General features: G+C 61.4%; 11 protein-coding genes and 5 pseudogenes. 9 read left to right on the top strand and 7 right to left on the bottom strand.

The window, feature by feature from the left end; all coding sequences use genetic code 11:
• Positions 1–505 (bottom strand): TetR/AcrR family transcriptional regulator (locus JFT80_RS20825; RefSeq protein WP_201149151.1); only part of this gene is annotated, 505 nt, incomplete at its 3' end.
• Positions 506–645: 140 nt separating this feature from the next.
• On the opposite strand from JFT80_RS20825, the gene copC reads away from it, so the two are divergent.
• The gene (copC, locus tag JFT80_RS20820) at positions 646–1011 is read left to right on the top strand and encodes a copper homeostasis periplasmic binding protein CopC (protein ID WP_201149154.1); all 366 of its coding nucleotides are present in this window, start codon (positions 646–648) and stop codon (positions 1009–1011) included.
• Between the two features lie 3 nt (positions 1012–1014).
• Positions 1015–1875, top strand: a pseudogene (copD, locus tag JFT80_RS20815) (copper homeostasis membrane protein CopD).
• A 17-nt stretch (positions 1876–1892) separates the two neighbouring features.
• Here the strand turns inward: copD and JFT80_RS20810 are convergent.
• Together JFT80_RS20810 and JFT80_RS20805 are read right to left on the bottom strand one after the other, a co-directional pair.
• A pseudogene (locus JFT80_RS20810) lies at positions 1893–3028 on the bottom strand (HlyD family secretion protein).
• Positions 3025–4679: pseudogene (locus JFT80_RS20805) on the bottom strand (MFS transporter). The pseudogenes JFT80_RS20810 and JFT80_RS20805 overlap by 4 nt, the downstream one beginning before the upstream one ends.
• Before the next feature lie 263 nt (positions 4680–4942).
• Between JFT80_RS20805 and JFT80_RS20800 the strand changes: the two are divergent.
• The 7 genes from JFT80_RS20800 to JFT80_RS20770 all read left to right on the top strand — a co-directional run bounded on the left by JFT80_RS20800 (position 4943) and on the right by JFT80_RS20770 (position 12075).
• Positions 4943–6208: an OprD family porin gene (locus JFT80_RS20800; protein WP_201149153.1), complete on the top strand. Its 1266-nt coding sequence runs from the start codon at positions 4943–4945 to the stop codon at positions 6206–6208.
• Between the two features lie 145 nt (positions 6209–6353).
• Positions 6354–7178 (top strand): NAD(P)-dependent oxidoreductase, encoded by an 825-nt coding sequence (locus JFT80_RS20795; RefSeq protein WP_201149150.1) that lies wholly within the window; start codon positions 6354–6356, stop codon positions 7176–7178.
• Positions 7179–7208: 30 nt separating this feature from the next.
• Positions 7209–8102 (top strand): SMP-30/gluconolactonase/LRE family protein, encoded by an 894-nt coding sequence (locus JFT80_RS20790; protein WP_201149152.1) that lies wholly within the window; start codon positions 7209–7211, stop codon positions 8100–8102.
• Positions 8103–8160: 58 nt separating this feature from the next.
• Positions 8161–9132 carry a TRAP transporter substrate-binding protein gene (locus JFT80_RS20785; protein ID WP_201149149.1) on the top strand — a complete coding sequence of 324 codons (972 nt, stop codon included), beginning with the start codon at positions 8161–8163 and terminating at the stop codon, positions 9130–9132.
• A 79-nt stretch (positions 9133–9211) separates the two neighbouring features.
• Positions 9212–9739 (top strand): TRAP transporter small permease, encoded by a 528-nt coding sequence (locus JFT80_RS20780; RefSeq protein ID WP_201149148.1) that lies wholly within the window; start codon positions 9212–9214, stop codon positions 9737–9739.
• Positions 9739–11019: a TRAP transporter large permease gene (locus JFT80_RS20775; RefSeq protein WP_201149147.1), complete on the top strand. Its 1281-nt coding sequence runs from the start codon at positions 9739–9741 to the stop codon at positions 11017–11019. Before JFT80_RS20780 ends, JFT80_RS20775 begins: the two co-directional genes overlap by 1 nt.
• A gap of 171 nt (positions 11020–11190) precedes the next feature.
• Positions 11191–12075 carry an aldose 1-epimerase gene (locus JFT80_RS20770; RefSeq protein WP_201149146.1) on the top strand — a complete coding sequence of 295 codons (885 nt, stop codon included), beginning with the start codon at positions 11191–11193 and terminating at the stop codon, positions 12073–12075.
• Here the strand turns inward: JFT80_RS20770 and JFT80_RS20765 are convergent.
• From JFT80_RS20765 to pqqC, 4 genes and pseudogenes are all read right to left on the bottom strand, one after another.
• Positions 12060–13725: pseudogene (locus JFT80_RS20765) on the bottom strand (NahK/ErcS family hybrid sensor histidine kinase/response regulator). The gene JFT80_RS20770 and the pseudogene JFT80_RS20765 sit on opposite strands and share 16 nt — an antisense overlap.
• A complete protein-coding gene (ercA, locus tag JFT80_RS20760; protein ID WP_201149145.1) occupies positions 13709–14875 on the bottom strand; it encodes an alcohol dehydrogenase-like regulatory protein ErcA in 1167 nt (388 codons plus the stop codon). The pseudogene JFT80_RS20765 and the gene ercA overlap by 17 nt, the downstream one beginning before the upstream one ends.
• Before the next feature lie 213 nt (positions 14876–15088).
• A pseudogene (pqqE, locus tag JFT80_RS20755) lies at positions 15089–16223 on the bottom strand (pyrroloquinoline quinone biosynthesis protein PqqE).
• Positions 16220–16921 (bottom strand): pyrroloquinoline-quinone synthase PqqC (gene pqqC / locus JFT80_RS20750; protein ID WP_201149144.1); only part of this gene is annotated, 702 nt, incomplete at its 5' end. The pseudogene pqqE and the gene pqqC, both read right to left, overlap by 4 nt.

Here is a 16921-nt window from a genome sequence, read left to right as displayed (position 1 = left end):
AGTCAGCGTAATGCTGGGTCGACGCCCAGATCATGTACAGCAGACTCGACGGCTCCACCGGCAAAATTCGTTTGTCTTCGACCCACTGACGAATCTTCGCTTCCTTCATTTTCGCCCAGTCATACAGACTGACATCCAGCGCCTCGCCCAACGTCGGTGCGCCATGGATGATTTCGTTGGCCCAGACTTTCGAGCCGTACGGCCGACTGCGAGAGTGGTTCATCTTGGCGCGGATGTAGCTGCTGAGAACCACGCGCGGGTCATCGAACATCTCAAAGCACAGCGCGTCCTGCTTCCATACCTCCAGCAGGTCGAACAGCACTGCACTGTAGAGTTCGCTCTTGGTGCTGAAGTAGTAATGCAGGTTGGAGCGCGGCAGTTGCACTTCGGCGGCAATGTCGGCCATGGCGGTACTGCCGAAGCCTTTCTCGGCGAAGACCTTTTCAGCCCCCAGCAGAATTTTCTCGACGTTACTGCGACGGATCTCGATCTTGTGATTGCCCATGAGGGCTCCCTGACGACAGCGTTGGTCAAGACTAGCATCCGCTCTACTTCGCGGCGACAGGGCAAAACGAAACTTCGTCCCGGCGCGCCCTGGAAGGTAAACTGCACCTCTCTTCAAACCTGTCCCAGAGGTAGTCCATGATGACGCTCAAGAAAAGCCTGACCACCGTCACCCTCCTCGGCTCGCTGTTCGCCGCCTCGTCGGTGTTCGCCCATGCCCACCTGAAAAGCCAGAGCCCGGCCGCCGACAGCACGGTCAGCGCACCGGCCGAGCTGCGCCTGGTATTTTCCGAAGGAGTGGAAGCGACCTTCACCAAGGTGACCCTCAGCAAGGACGGCAGCAACGTACCGGTTAAAAGCCTGGCCACCGAAGGCAGTGACAAGAAAACCCTGGTGGTGACGCCGCAAGCGCCTTTGACTGCCGGTGCATACAAGGTCGAATGGCACGCAGTGTCCGTCGATACCCACAAAAGCGAAGGCGCCTACAGCTTCAAGGTCGGTCAGTAATTCATGACGAGCGCGATGGTGCTGTGCCGCTTTCTGCATTTCACCGTGGTGCTGATGCTGGTCGGGGCCTGGGTGTTCACGCCCCTGCTGCTCGGGGCGTGGCATTACCACGCTGGATCAGCCGCTGGCGCGGGTGAGCCGATGGCTGGCAGCGGTGGCGTTGGTGAGCGGCGTCTGCTGGTTGCTGTTGATCACTGCCAGCATGGCCGGGGACTGGGCGGCCGCCCTTGATCTGCCGACCCTGCAACTGGTCATGGGCAACACGTTTTTCGGCCAGGTATGGCGCTGGCATCTGTTACTCAACGGGCTGGTGCTGACGTTGCTGTTCACACGCTGGCAGGCCTCCCTGTTGCCGCGCCTGGTATTGGGTGGCTTGTTGCTGGCGACGCTTGCACCCGTGGGCCATGGCGCGATGCTCGATGGCTGAGCGGCCAACTGCTGATCCTCAATCAGATCGTGCACCTGGTGTGCGTTGGCATCTGGCTGGGCGGCTTGATGCTGCTGGTGATGATCTTGCGCCAGGCATCAGTCCACCCGATCGGCGTCATTCTCCAGCGGTTCAGCGGTGTCGGGTATGCGTTGGTGGCCGGGCTGCTGATCACGGGTTTGATCAACGTGCGCGTGCTGACCGGGCAGTGGTGGCCGACGCCGTTGTTCAGCGGATTTGCCTTGATTCTGTTGATCAAGGCAATGATTGTGCTGGGGATGCTCGGCTTGGCGTTATTCAATCGCTTGCGCATGGATGATTGCGAACAGCGCATGGGCGCGCTCAGGCACAGCGTGATGCTGGAGTGGTTGCTCGGAATTGGCGCCGTAGCCGCCGTCTCGCTGCTCGGCACCCTGCCCCCGATGGTGGCCGCCTAGAATCAAAAGATCTTGCCCTAGAAGCCCTCCTGCGCCGCCGTATCAATGCTCACCACCACCGACATCCCCGGCCGCAGCCGCTCGCTCTCGTCCTGATCTTCGTCCACGGTAATCCGCACCGGCACCCGCTGGGCGATCTTGACGAAGTTGCCGGTGGCGTTGTCGGCTTGCAGCAGCGCAAATTCGGAACCGGTACCGGGTGAAATCCGCTGCACCCGGCCCTTGAACGTGCGGTGGTCCAGTGCATCCACCGTGAACGTCACCGGCTGGCCGACCCGCACGTTGTTCATCTGGGTTTCCTTCATGTTGGCAATCACCCACAGCTGATGCGGTACCAGGGCCATCAGCTGCGCGCCGGAGTTGACATAGGCCCCCAGACGTACACCGATCTGCCCCAGCTGGCCGTCCCGGGGCGCAACGATTCGGGTATTGGAAAGGTCGATGCGCGCCAGTTGCACTGCGGCATCCGCGCTCGCCACTGCCGCTTCCAGTGAGCCTCGATTGACGATCACTGACTGCAGATCCTGGCGGGCGATCTCCAGATTGGCCTGGGCCTGGGCGACCGCGGCAATCGACTGCGCGTTCGCCGCCAGGCTCACATCCAGCTCGCGCCTGGACACCGAACCATCGCGAACCAACTCGTTATTACGGCGCAGGTCGGCGGCACTTTTGCGCGCCTGCGCCTGGCTGTCGGCGACTGCTGCCTGGCGCAGCTTGATGGTGGCCTCGGCGCTGTTGCGTTGCTGCACTACGTTAGCCAGGCCGGCTTTTGCACCGCCAGTTGTGCCAGGGCCTGGTCCAGGCGCTGCTGGTAGATCCGGTCATCCAGGCGCACCAGCAAGTCGCCGGTCTTGACGAACTGGAAGTCCGACACCGGCACTTCATAAACATAGCCGCTGAGCTGCGGACCGATGATGGTCACCTGGCCGCGCACCAGTGCATTTTCCGTGGTCTCGATCGCGCTGCTGAACGGTGGCAACTGCCAGGCGTACAACACGATCAGCACACCCACCAGGGCGATCGCCGCAAAGCCCATCGATGAAAGCACCCGAACCCGTAGCGAGCGCGGCTCGGTGGCGGGTGTGGACGGTGGCGCGACGCCCTCGGGGGTGGCGGCAATGGCGTTGGTGGTCGTCGTGGTCGGTTCGGTCATGAAGGTGTGGCACCGCTGGTGGAGTCGGAAGGCGTTGGAGTGACGTTCTTTGTAGTGCTCATCAGCCACAGGGCGCGAATGGAGATCCAGATCATCGTCAGCACAGCGATCACTGCGATGAGCATGAACACGTCGTTATAGGCCAGCACATTGGCCTCGCGCGTAGCGGCCGTCGCCAGGCTGCGTATGCCCTGCAGATTGCGCAAGGCTGGATCGGCGATCACCGAACCCAGGGCATTGCTGCCGCTCTGGACCCGGGCAGCCACCAGCGGATCGGTCAACACCAGGTGTTCGACAATGTTACTGGAGTGAAATTTCTCGCGAACGATCTGAAAAGTGCCCGGCAACGCTGCTCCGATCAAGCCGCCGAGGTTCTGGCAAATACCAAACAGCACCGAGAAGCTCACCAGGTTGCGTGGGTTGGTCAATACATTGCGCGTGCCCAGGACCATGGTCGGCCCGAGAAAAATGTGCTGCCGAACGCCAGCAGAAACTGGCTGAGATAGAGGTTTTCCGGGCGCGTCAGATTATTGGAAAAACTGTCCATGACCGAACCGGTCGCCATCAGCGCCAGCGAGATGATCAGTGGCATGAGCAGGTGTTTCGGGTTGATGGTCAGCGCACTGGTTGCCAGGCCGGCAACACTGCCGATCAGCATCACCACGTAAAGACTGTGCAACTGCTCGCTGCTCATGTTGAGGGTCTGCATGAAACCCACGGCGCCGGTGGATTGCTCGGAAGTGACCATGCGAATCAGCACCACCGCCAGCGCCAGACGGATCATCACTCCACTGCCCAGCCAACGCGTCATCAACATCGGGTTGCTGCGATTGTGCTCAATGGCCAGGCCGGTGAGGATCAGCGCAATCGAGGCGGCCAACGCCACGCCTATCCAGTTGGCCTCCAGCCACCAGTCGATCCGTCCCAGCGACAGCACTGCGCACAGCAGCGCCACGCCCGTGGCAAGAATCGCGAAGGTCAGGAAGTCGAGTTTTTCGAAGGTTTTGAAGCGATCGCCCGGTGGCAACTTGAGCATCAAGACACAGCCCAGCGACAACAGCGCCATGCCCAATTCGAACAGGTACAAACCGCGCCATTCAGCAATCTGCAGCAGATCTTCGGAAAACAATCGCGCCAGTGGCAGCGCCAGTTGTGAAGTACCAAGACCGAGCACCAGCGCCTTCATCCGCCATTTCGCCGGGAACGCCTGCACCATGTAATACAGACCCAGCGAACTGAGCGCCGCGCCGACCATGCCGTGGGCGGCACGCACCGCCACGGCCGAGTTCAAGTCGTTGACGAACAAATGGCCGAAGGTCACCAGCGCATACAGCACCAGAAACACCTCGGTGAATGCGCGCAGACCGAACTGCTGGCGAAACTTCACCAGCAACAGGTTCATCGAGACGTTGGTCATCACGTACGCCGCCGGCAGCCAGGCCATTTCTGCGGTGGTCGCGCCGAGTGCGCCTTGCAGATAAGTCAGGTTGGCCACCACCAGCGAGTTGCCCAAACCACCGGTCAACGCCACCAACAGCCCGACCAGCGCATAGGCCAGGCGCTTCGGATTGGAGTGCAACGGCGTCGAGGGGGAACCGGGCAGGCTGGGCTTCTCGTGCGGCTGCCAGTTGCGCGGGGCGTAGTGATCCATTGAATAGCCTTGTGTCGGAGGTGGTGCCAGTTTGCCGTAAAACCTTGTTAGCCAACACCCATATCCCGTCGGTCCATCGCCCTCCCGGCCCTCAGAGGTCACGGCGCCCTCAAGCATGAAGTCATCGTATAACTTCCGATTGACAACCCGCTAACACCTCGCAAATAATCACCCCTATGTTGTACGACGACGTATAACAACTATAAAAACAAAAATACAAAAGGGAGCGTCACTGTGAGTCAACTCGTCCGCCATTCCTTCGCCTGCACCCCCGCCCGACTTTTGCCCGCCGTCATACCCTCAGCCTGCTCAGCCTCGGCGGGATCGTTCTGGCCCTGCCCCTCGCCAGCCAGGCAGAAGGCTTTCTGGAAGACAGCAAAGCCACGCTGAACCTGCGCAACGCCTACTTCAACCGTAACTTCGTCAACCCTGATCATCCGCAGAGCAAGGCTGAAGAATGGACGCAGAACTTCATTCTCGACGCCAGATCCGGCTTCACCCAAGGCCCGGTCGGCTTCGGCCTCGACGTGCTCGGGTTGTATTCGCAAAAGCTCGATGGCGGCAAAGGCTCCGGCGGCACGCAGTTGCTGCCGATTCACGATGACGGGCGTCCGGCGGACAACTTTGGCCGCCTCGGCGTGGCATTGAAGGCCAAGGTCTCGCAGACTGAATTGAAGGTCGGCGAATGGATGCCAGTGCTGCCGATCCTTCGTTCCGACGACGGCCGCTCTCTGCCACAAACCTTTCGCGGCGGCCAGATCACCTCCACCGAAATCAACGGCCTGACGGTTTATGGCGGCCAGTTCCGTGGCAACAGTCCGCGTAACGATGCAAGCATGGAAGACCTGTCAATGAACGGCAAAGGCGCGTTCACCTCGGACCGCTTCAACTTCGGCGGCGGCGAGTACACATTCAACGACAAGCGCACTCTGGTCGGCGTGTGGTACGCCGAACTCAGCGACATCTATCAGCAGCAGTACTTCAACCTCAGCCACAGTCAGCCGTTGGGCGACTGGACGCTCGGCGCCAACCTCGGTTTTTTCAACGGCAAGGAAGACGGCAGCGCCCTGGCCGGCGATCTCGACAACAAGACCGCATTCGCCCTGCTCTCGGCCAAATACGGCGGCAACACCTTCTACGTCGGCCTGCAGAAACTCACTGGCGACAGTGCGTGGATGCGCGTCAACGGCACCAGCGGCGGCACCCTGGCCAACGACAGCTACAACGCCAGTTACGACAACGCCAAAGAACGTTCCTGGCAACTGCGTCACGACTACAACTTCGCCGCCCTCGGCGTTCCCGGCCTGACCCTGATGAACCGCTACATCAGCGGCGATAACGTGCACACCGGGACCATCACCGACGGCAAGGAATGGGGCCGCGAGTCGGAACTGGCCTACACCGTGCAGAGCGGGTCGCTGAAAAATCTCAACGTGAAATGGCGCAACGCGACCATTCGCCGGGACTTCAGCACCAACGAGTTTGACGAGAACCGGATCTTTATCAGCTATCCGATTTCGTTGTTGTAATCCGCCCGGCGGCGAAGCGGTTTGAATACCTTGCATCGACTTTCAACCTAAGTCGCGTTGACAAGTTCCGGAAACCCTACCGATACTTCAGCGCAGTCATACGACAACCTACAACAAACCTAATAACAACGTGTAAGGGATTGCCATGACGTCTACCTCTACTCCCCGCGCCCCGTTCAACCGTCTGCTGCTGACCGGTGCTGCCGGCGGCCTGGGCAAAGTTCTGCGCGAACGCCTGCGCCCCTACGCCAACGTGCTGCGCCTTTCGGACATCGCCGCCCTCGCCCCGGCCGTCGATGATCGCGAAGAAATCGTGCTGTGCGACCTCGCCGACAAACAGTCGGTTCATGAACTGGTCGAAGACGTTGATGCGATCCTGCACTTCGGTGGCGTGTCCGTTGAGCGGCCGTTCGAAGAGATCCTCGGCGCCAACATTTGCGGGGTCTTCCACATCTATGAAGCGGCGCGCCGCCATGGCGTGAAGCGGGTGATCTTCGCCAGCTCCAACCATGTCATCGGTTTCTACAAACAGGACGAACAACTCGACGCCAGCTCCCCTCGCCGCCCCGATGGCTACTACGGCTTGTCCAAATCCTACGGCGAGGACATGGCCAGTTTCTACTTCGATCGCTACGGTATCGAGACCGTCAGCATCCGCATCGGCTCCTCGTTCCCCGAGCCGCAAAACCGCCGAATGATGCACACCTGGCTGAGCTTCGGTGACCTGACCCAGCTGCTCGAACGCGCACTCCATGCACCCAACGTGGGCCATACCGTGGTTTACGGCATGTCCGCCAACAAGGACGTCTGGTGGGACAACCGCTTCGCCGATCACCTCGGTTTCGAGGCCAGGGACAGCTCCGAAGTGTTCCGCCAACAAGTCGAAGCGCAGCCAATGCCGGCGGACGATGACCCGGCACGAATCTATCAGGGCGGCGCCTTCGTCGCGGCTGGCCCGTTCGGCGACTGATCACTCTGACAACGACACAAGGGAATGAATATGCAAGCCGAATTGATCGTCGATGCCCGCAACGCGGTGGGCGAAAGCCCGGTCTGGGTGCCAGAGGAAAATGCGTTGTACTGGGTCGACATTCCTAATCGCGGACTGCAACGCTGGAGCGCCGACACCGGCCATGTGCACGCCTGGAAAGCCCCGCAGATGCTCGCCTGCATCGCCCGCCATCGTCATGGTGGCTGGGTCGCGGGCATGGAAAACGGCTTCTTTCATCTCAAGCCGGACAACGATGGCAGCCTCGACAGCGAGCTGTTGGCCAGCGTCGAGCACGGCCGCGCAGACATGCGCCTCAACGACGGTCGCTGTGATCGTCAGGGCCGCTTCTGGGCCGGCAGCATGGTATTGAACATGGGCGCCAACGCCGCCAACGGCAGCCTTTATCGCTACAGCGCCGGGCAGACTGGGCCACTGGAAGCCAGGCTGGGCGGGTTCATCGTGCCCAATGGCCTGGGCTTCAGCCCGGATGGCCGCACCCTATATCTCTCCGACTCACACCCGCTGGTCCAGCAGATCTGGGCCTTCGACTATGACATCGACACGGGTATCCCAACCAACCGCCGACTGTTCGTCGACATGAACCAGTACGAAGGTCGTCCCGACGGTGCCGCGGTGGACGCCGAGGGTTGCTACTGGATCTGCGCCAATGACGCCGGGCTGATTCATCGCTTTACCCCCGATGGCCGCCTCGACCGATCGCTGGCGGTACCTGTGAAAAAACCGACGATGTGCGCCTTCGGTGGCAGTCGGCTCGACACGCTGTTCGTGACGTCGATCCGCCCCGGTGACGACCAGGATCCGCAGTCACTGGCCGGTGGCGTGTTCGCCCTCAACCCTGGCGTCCGGGGTTTGCCGGAACCGCTGTTCAATCACTTGCTGTAAACGCCCTTGCTGAATCTGCTGTGCCTTGAATAAAAAAACAACAAGACTGGAGAACCCCATGGACTTCAAACGCACCTTGCTCGCCGTCGCTCTACCGTTGGCCTTCACCTTCACCAGTGCCGCCCAGGCGCTGGAGATCAAATTCGCCGATGTGCATCCCGCCGGTTATCCCACCGTGGTGGCCGAAGAGCAGCTGGGTAAAACCCTGGTGGCCGACAGTGACGGCAAGCTGACTTTCAAGATGTTTGCCGGCGGCGTACTCGGCTCGGAAAAGGAAGTGGTCGAACAGGCGCAGGTCGGCGCGATCCAGATGACCCGCGTCAGCCTGGGTATCGTCGGCCCGGTGGTACCGGATGTGAACGTGTTCAACATGCCGTTCATCTTCCGCGATCAGGCGCACATGCGTGCGGTCATCGATGGCGAAGTCGGCGATGCGATTCTCGACAAGATCAGCAACTCCGAATTCGGCCTGGTGGCCCTGGCCTGGATGGACGGCGGTACGCGCAATATCTACACCAAAAAACCGGTGCGCAAACTTGAAGACCTCAAGGGCATGAAGATCCGCGTGCAAGGCAACCCCATGTTCATCGAGACCATCAACGCCATGGGCGGCAACGGCATTGCCATGGACACCGGCGAGATCTTCAGCGCCTTGCAGACCGGGGTGATCGACGGCGCGGAAAACAACCCGCCAACCCTGCTTGAACACAACCATTTTCAGAACGCCAAGTTCTACAGCCTGACCGGGCACCTGATCCTGCCCGAGCCCATTGTGATGTCGAAAATCACCTGGGAAAAACTCACCCCCGATCAGCAGACGCTGGTGAAGAAAGCCGCCAAGGCTGCGCAGGCAGAGGAGCGCGTGCTGTGGGATGCCAAATCCGCCAGCAGCGAGGAAAAACTCAAAGCCGCAGGCGTCGAGTTCATCACCGTCGACAAGAAACCCTTCTACGAGGCCACCGCCTCGATTCGCGAGAAATACGGCGCGCCTTACGCCGACCTGATCAAACGCATCGAAGCCGTTCAGTAACCCTCCCGACCCTCAACGAAAGGCCCGGCGGCGCTGGCGTGCATTGACGCCCGCGTCCGCCCGGTTACGGTGGAACCCGATGAAGAATTCGCTGCTGCGCCTCAACGACATCTTGTACATGACCTGCATCTGGGTCGCCGGCCTGTCCGTGCTGACCATCGCCCTGATCATTCCCTGGGGCGTGTTTGCCCGTTACGCCCTCGGCACCGGTTCGAGTTGGCCGGAGCCCACCGCTATCTTGCTGATGATGGTCTTCACCTTCATCGGCGCCGCCGCCAGTTACCGCGCAGGTGCCCACATGGCGGTGGCGATGGTCACCGACCGTTTGCCACCGAATCTGCGCAAAACCATGAGCATCGTTTCGCAATTATTAATGGCCACCATCTGCCTGTTCATGACGATCTGGGGCGCCAAGCTGTGCGCCTCGACGTGGAACCAGTTCATGAGTGCCCTGCCGACATTGCGCGTGGGCATCACTTACATGCCGATCCCGCTGGGCGGCGCGCTGACGCTGATTTTTGTCGTGGAAAAACTGCTGTTCGGCGACCAGAGCAACCGTCGGGTTGTGCGGTTCGACATGGTTGAAGAAAACGAAGGGGCTGCCTGATGGACGCATTGATTCTGCTGGGCAGTTTTATCGCTTTGATCCTGATGGGCATGCCTGTCGCCTACGCCCTCGGACTGTCGGCGTTGATTGGTGCGTGGTGGATCGACATCCCGTTCCAGGCCCTGATGATTCAGGTCGCGGGCGGGGTGAACAAATTCTCCCTGCTGGCGATTCCGTTCTTCGTGCTCGCGGGTGCGATCATGGCCGAAGGTGGCATGTCCCGCCGGTTGGTCGCCTTTGCCGGCGTGCTGGTCGGGTTCGTGCGTGGCGGTCTGTCGTTGGTCAACATCATGGCCTCGACGTTTTTCGGCGCAATCTCCGGTTCGTCGGTAGCCGACACCGCGTCGGTAGGCTCGGTGCTGATTCCGGAAATGGAGCGCAAAGGTTATCCACGCGACTTCTCCACGGCGGTGACCGTGAGCGGTTCGGTGCAAGCGTTGCTGACACCGCCGAGCCACAACTCGGTGCTCTATTCGCTGGCAGCCGGTGGCACCGTTTCGATTGCTTCGCTGTTCATGGCCGGCGTCGTGCCGGGCCTGTTGATGAGCGCGTGTCTGATGGTGCTGTGCCTGATCTTCGCGCGCAAACGCGACTATCCGAAAGGCGAAGTCATCCCGCTGCGCGAGGCGCTGAAAATCTGCGGCGAAGCGCTGTGGGGGCTGATGGCGATGGTGATCATCCTCGGCGGGATTCTCTCGGGGATTTTCACTGCCACAGAATCGGCAGCGATTGCGGTGCTCTGGGCGTTCTTCGTGACCATGTTCATCTACCGTGACTACAAATGGCGTGAACTGCCGAAACTGATGCACCGCACCGTGCGCACCATTTCGATCGTGATGATCCTGATCGGCTTCGCCGCGAGCTTCGGCTACATCATGACCCTGATGCAGATCCCGGCGAAAATCACCACGCTGTTCCTGACGCTGTCGGACAACCGCTATGTGATCCTGATGTGCATCAACGTCATGCTGTTATTGCTCGGCACGGTGATGGACATGGCGCCGCTGATCCTGATCCTCACGCCGATTCTGATGCCGGTGATTCTCGGCATCGGCGTTGATCCGGTGCAGTTCGGCATGATCATGCTGGTTAACCTGGGGATCGGGCTGATAACGCCGCCGGTGGGCGCGGTGTTGTTTGTCGGTTCAGCGGTGGGAAAAGTGAGTATCGAGAGCACGGTGAAAGCGCTGATGCCGTTTTACGCGGTGTTGTTCCTGGTGTTGATGCTGGTGACGTACATTCCCGCCATTTCCCTGTGGTTACCGCACTTGGTGTTGTAAAAGGCAAATGCAGCCCCTGCAGGAGCTGTCGTAGGAGCTGTCGAGTGAAACGAGGCTGCGATCTTTTGATTTTGCTTTTTTACAATCATAAGCAAGAGCAAAAGATCGCAGCCTCGTTGCACTCGACAGCTCCTACAGGGATCTCGGTGTTTTTCAGACAGGTTAACGGCTATGGCGCCAACACTGCTCGAACTCGAAGACGAACTCACCCACCTGACCCTTGCCCCCGAACTCGGCGGCAGCATCGTCAACTGGACCGTACGCAGTACCGGCCAGCCATTGCTGCGGCACAACGATGCGCAGGCATTGAACACCGGCCTGCCGGGCAAGCTCGGCTGCTTCCCGCTGGTGCCCTGGTCCAACCGGATCGCCGAAGGCGGTTTCGACTGCCCCGATGGCTGGCTTGCCCTGGCGCCCAACAGCCTCACCGACCCGCTACCCATCCACGGCAGTGCCTGGCAACAGCCATGGCAGGTCGTTTCCCACACGCAGGATGAAGTGGTGCTGCAGCTGGACTGCAGCATCCCCTTTGCCTATCGCGCCCGGCAACGCTTTCACTTGAGCGAGGGCCGCCTGAGTATCGAGGTGCAGGTTACGCATCTGGCCGAGCGTGCCGCGTGGCATGGGCTGGGACTGCATCCCTATCTGCCGCGCACCGCCGGCACCCGTCTGCAGGCAACTGCCCGACAGGTCTGGATGTGCGACGCGTCCAGACTGCCTACCCGAATTGATTCGATCCCCGACCGATGGGATTTTCAGCAACTGCAAGCGCTGCCGGACACCCTGGTCGACAACGGTTTCTGCCAATGGGACGGCCACTGCCTGATCCAGCAACCGGATCTGGGCTACGAACTGCAGTGCGAGGCCAGCGGCTGCGATTATTACCTGCTGTATTGCCCGGTTGGCTTGGGATTCTTCTGTATCGAACCGGTAAGCCACCCGGTCAATGCCCATCACCTGCCCGGGCGGCCGGGCTTGCGCCTGCTGGCACAAGGTCAGTCTGCCGAGCTGGGTTTCAGCCTGCAGTATCGCGCGCTGCCCTACCCCAGCAACTGACTGAGCACCGCGCGCAACTTGCCAGGCTTCACCGGTTTGTTCAGCAGCGGTGCATCCAGGCGCCGCAATGAGCGACGGCATTGATCGGTGCGATCGGCGGTGATGATGACGGCAGGAATCGGTTGGGCAAAATGCTCGCGCAAGTGCCTGACCACTTCACAGCCCACCACCCCGTGATCCAGGTGATAGTCGGCCAGGATCAGCTCCGGCGCCCGCCCGGCCAGTGCGCTCAACGCCGAGGCCTGGTCGGTGGCCGTCACCACCTCGCAGCCCCACTGCCCGAGCAGCGCCCGCATGCTGTCAAGGATGCTGACTTCATTGTCCAGCACCAGCAAACGACGCCCCGGCAACGGATTACCGGTGCCCGGCTGCGGCGCCGCGAGGCTGATCGGCAGCGGCACTTCCCGGGACATGGGCACCTCGATGCTGAATCTGGAACCACGCCCCGGCAGCGAATGAACCTGCACGCGGTACTCGAGAATCTTGGCGATGCGCTCGACAATCGCCAGCCCCAACCCGACGCCCTTGCGATCGGCAGCGCGGCCGACATCCAGTTGGTTGAACTCGAGGAAAATCGAATCCAGGCGGTCCGGGGCAATCCCGCGCCCGGTGTCCCACACCTCCAGGCGCAGCATCTCGCCCCGGGGCCGGGCCGCCAGCAGGATGCTGCCCTGGTCGGTGTAACGGCAGGCATTGCTGAGAAAATTGCGCAGGATGCGCCGTCATCAGGCGCAAGTCGGTGCGGATCGCGTAGTCGCCCATGTGCACGCGCAGGTGCAGGCCGTCGGCCTCGGCCACGGACTGGAACTCGGATACCAGGGGGCCAAGCAACTCGTCGAGGCGATACAGCGCGATGTCCGGTTTGACGGCGGCCTGGTCGAGCCGTGAAATGTCCAGCAGGTCCGTGAGCAGGTCTTCGGCGCCTTCCAGTGCCTGATGGGTACGCTCCACCAGGACCTGCTCGATGTCGGGCAACTTGCGCTCGCGCAAGGTCGAGATCAGCAGGCGCGCGGCGTTGAGCGGTTGCAGCAGGTCATGGCTGGCGGCGGCGAGGTACTTGTCCTTGCTGCGATTGGCGGCCTCGGCGGCGTCCCGGGCCTCGAGCAGTTCGTCGGTGCGCGCGTTGACCCGCTGTTCCAGTTCGTCGTTGAGCTGTTGCAGGCGTTCCTGGGCCAGTTTGCGCTCGGTGATGTCGGCCACAAAACCTTCCACCAGGCCTTCCTGATCAGGCTTGAGCAACAGGTTCATCAACACGTCGAGGCTGCTGCCGTCCTTGCGCCGCAATTGGGTTTCGTAGCCGTGCAGGCTGCCCTGGTGCCTGAGGATCTCGCCAATATTGGCCAGCTCCTGCGCGCCGCCGACGAACAGGTTGCTCGCCAGGTCCGCCAGGGAGAACAACACGTCCTGGGGATCCTGGTAGCCGAGCATCCGCGCCAGCGCCGGATTGGCCGCACGCATGCCTTCGAGCAGGCTGGCCTGGAAGATCCCGTGCACGGCATTTTCAAACAGCCATTTGTAGCGATTGCGTTCGGCTTCCAGCTCTTCCAGGCGCGCGGCCAGCTCCGGGTAGTGGCTCTTGCGCGCCGAGTGGCTGCCTAGTCCCAGCAGCCCGGCCAGCGCCCGTTGCTGCTCGTCAGAGGGCTTCGCCATAGACGACCTCGACATCACGCTGACTGGACTCGCGAGGGTTGGTGAGGATGCACGGGTCGTCCATGGCGTGCTGCGAGAGGAACGGAATATCGGCAGTGCGCACGCCGTGCAAGCCGAGGGTTTCGTGGAAGCCGATGGCGTGTTTGAGCGCGATCAGATGCTCCACCAGACGCCCGCAGATCTGCCGGTGATTGAGGCCACGGCAGTCAATGCCAAAGGTCTCGGCGATGACCTTGAAACGCTCCGGCGCCGAGTTGTAGTTGAACGCCACCACGTGTTCCACCAGCACCGCATTGCACAGGCCATGGGGCAGGTCGAGGAAACCGCCCAGGCTGTGGGACATCGCATGCACCGCACCGAGGATCGCGTTGGAAAACGCCAGCCCGGCCTGCATGCTGCCGAGCATGATTTTCTCGCGCAGGGCAATGACCGTGGGGTTGGCGATCATCTGCACCAGGTTACCGTTGATCAGGCGCATGGCTTCCAGCGCATGGGGATCGGTCAAGGGCCCGTGCCCGGTCGACACGAAAGCCTCGATCGCGTGCACCAGGGCATCGATGCCGGTGCAGGCCGACAGGAACGGGTCCATGCTCAAGGTGGTTTCCGGGTCGATCAGCGACACGTCCGGCACCACCGCCTTGCTGACGATGGAGAACTTCATGCGCTCCTGCTGGTTGGAGATGATCACGAATTGCGAAACATCCGCCGAGGTGCCGGCGGTCGTGGGGATCAGGATCAGCGGCGGGCTCGGCACGCGAATGGTGTCCACCCCTTCGAACTCGAGGATGTTGCGGCCATGGGCGACGACGATGCCGATGCCCTTGCCGCAATCCATCGGGCTGCCGCCGCCGCCCACGGCGACGATCACATCGCAGTGGTTTTCCCGGTACAGCTCGGCACCGAGCATGACTTCTTCGACCCGGGGATTGGGCGACACGTCGCTGTAGAGAAAGTAGTCGATGCCCTGGGCCTGCAGGCTGGCCTCGACATCGGCCACCCACCCGGCGGCAATCACCCCGGGGTCACTGACCACCAGGACCTTGCGCGCACCGAAGGTCTTGGCATAGTTGCCGACGTTATGCCGGCAACCGGCACCGAAGATGATTTCAGGTGAAACGAATTTACGCAGCTGGCTGAGACTTTGGCTCATTGGAAAGCCTGTGTTTTTATTGTTTTGGAAGGTAAAGCCACACTACCCCATCCGGCGGTGAATGCAATCAGACCAATGGGTAGCTAAAGGCTGAAATGACAACAGATTCCTTGCGGGAGCCGGCTTGCCGGCGATGAGGCCCTGAAGCCTTGCGTAGATTGTGCGCACGCCATCGTCGGCAAGCCGGCTCCTCCGGGGGCGTGTGCATGGATGTTATCCGCGGTAGATCAGGCGTGAGGCCTTTTCGTTGCGCAGCGTCAGGTGCTCCATGCCCAGGCCGGGCGCATCGGCCTCGTCCCGGGCCTTGAGGATAACGCCGTGGTGCGCCGATTTGCTGCACACCGGGTCGGCATTCTCGGCATCGCCGGTCAGCATGAACGCCTGGCACCGACACCCGCCCAGGTCCTTAGTGCTTTTCATCGCAGGAGCGGCAAGGCTCCTTCATCCAGTCGTCGCCACGAAAACGGTTGAAGCCGAACGAGTCGGTCCAGATGTGCTCGATGCTGTGCTCGCGCACATTGGGGAAGACCACCGGGAGCTGCCTGGCACTGTGGCATGGCAGTGCGGTGCCGTCCGGGGTGATGTCGAGAAACAGGTTGGCCCAGCCGTTCATGCAGGTCTTGGGGCGTTCTTCATAGTAATCCGGCGTGACGAAGATCAGCTTGCAGGGATGACCTTCGGCCTCGAGACGCGCGCGGTACTGGTTGGTAATGCGCTCGGCGCGCTGCAACTGCTCACGGGTGGGCAACAGCCCGACCCGGTTGAGCTCGGCCCAGCCGTAGAACTGGCAGGTCGCCAACTCGACGAAATCCGCTTCCAGCTCCAGGCACAGCTCGATGATGCGGTCGATCTGGTCGATGTTGTGCCGATGGGTGACAAAATTCAGCACCATCGGATAACCCTGGGCCTTTACCGCCCGGGCCATGGCCAGCTTCTGCGCAAAGGCCTTGCGCGAACCGGCGAGCATGTTGTTGACCGCCTCGTCGGCCGCTTGAAAACTGATCTGGATATGGTCCAGCCCGGCAACCTTGAAGTCGCGCACCTTCTGCTCGGTCAGGCCGATGCCGGAGGTGATCAGGTTGGTGTAGTAACCCATGTCCCTCGCGGCTTTGATCAACTCGGCCAGGTCTTGCCTCACCAGCGGCTCGCCTCCTGAAAAGCCGAGCTGCGCCGCGCCCATCTCCCGCGCTTCGCGGAATACGCGAATCCATTCCTCGGTGCTCAGCTCCGCACCCTGCCGGGCAAAATCCAGCGGGTTGGAGCAATAGGGGCACTGCAGTGGACAACGATAGGTCAGCTCCGCCAGCAGCCACAGCGGTGGACCGGGTTGCGGTTTGCTCCCGTTCACAGGTCAATCCCCCGGTGCCAGACGTTCTGCGTGGTCACGCTATGGTAAGGCGGGCGCTGCAGTTCATAGGCCATGCTCATGGCGTCGAGCATGCTCCACAATACATCAAGCTTGAATTGCAGGATTTCCAGCATGCGTTGCTGCCCCTCCAGGGTGAGGTAGTGCGCCAGGGTAATGCGCAGGCCGTGCTCGACATCCCGACGCGCCTGGCCCAGGCGGGTGCGAAAGTAGTCGTAGCCGGCGCTGTCGATCCATGGGTAATGGCTCGGCCAGGCGTCGAGACGTGATTGGTGGATCTGCGGCGCGAACAGCTCGGTCAGGGAGCTGCTGGCTGCTTCCTGCCAGCAGGCGCGCCGGGCAAAATTGACGTAGGCGTCCACGGCAAAACGTACGCCGGGCAACACCAGTTCCTGGGAGAGAATCTGTTCGCGATCGAGCCCCACGGCTTCACCCAGACGCAGCCAGGCTTCGATGCCGCCTTCGCTGCCAGGCACGCCGTCGTGGTCGAGGATGCGTTGCAGCCATTCACGCCGCACTTCGCGATCGGGGCAGTTGGCGAGGATCGCAGCGTCCTTCAGGGGGATGTTCACCTGGTAATAAAACCGATTGGCGACCCAGCCCTGGATCTGTTCGCGGGTAGCACGACCGGCGTACATGGCTTGGTGGAAGGGGTGGTGGATGTGGTAGTAGGCGCCTTT

The organism is Pseudomonas sp. TH10, assembly GCF_016651255.1.
Taxonomy (GTDB): Bacteria; Pseudomonadota; Gammaproteobacteria; order Pseudomonadales; family Pseudomonadaceae; genus Aquipseudomonas.
The sequence above is the reverse complement of the archived record's forward strand: the minus strand, read 5'-3'. Positions and strand labels throughout refer to the sequence as shown.

Excerpts from the sequence above, each read along its gene's own strand:
- copC (WP_201149154.1), top strand. The coding sequence starts at position 646 with ATGACGCTCAAGAAAAGCCTGACCACCGTCACCCTCCTCGGCTCGCTG.
- JFT80_RS20795 (WP_201149150.1), top strand. The coding sequence starts at position 6,354 with ATGACGTCTACCTCTACTCCCCGCGCCCCGTTCAACCGTCTGCTGCTG.
- JFT80_RS20790 (WP_201149152.1), top strand. The coding sequence starts at position 7,209 with ATGCAAGCCGAATTGATCGTCGATGCCCGCAACGCGGTGGGCGAAAGC.
- JFT80_RS20785 (WP_201149149.1), top strand. The coding sequence starts at position 8,161 with ATGGACTTCAAACGCACCTTGCTCGCCGTCGCTCTACCGTTGGCCTTC.
- JFT80_RS20780 (WP_201149148.1), top strand. The coding sequence starts at position 9,212 with ATGAAGAATTCGCTGCTGCGCCTCAACGACATCTTGTACATGACCTGC.
- JFT80_RS20775 (WP_201149147.1), top strand. The coding sequence starts at position 9,739 with ATGGACGCATTGATTCTGCTGGGCAGTTTTATCGCTTTGATCCTGATG.
- JFT80_RS20770 (WP_201149146.1), top strand. The coding sequence starts at position 11,191 with ATGGCGCCAACACTGCTCGAACTCGAAGACGAACTCACCCACCTGACC.
- ercA (WP_201149145.1), bottom strand. The coding sequence starts at position 14,875 with ATGAGCCAAAGTCTCAGCCAGCTGCGTAAATTCGTTTCACCTGAAATC.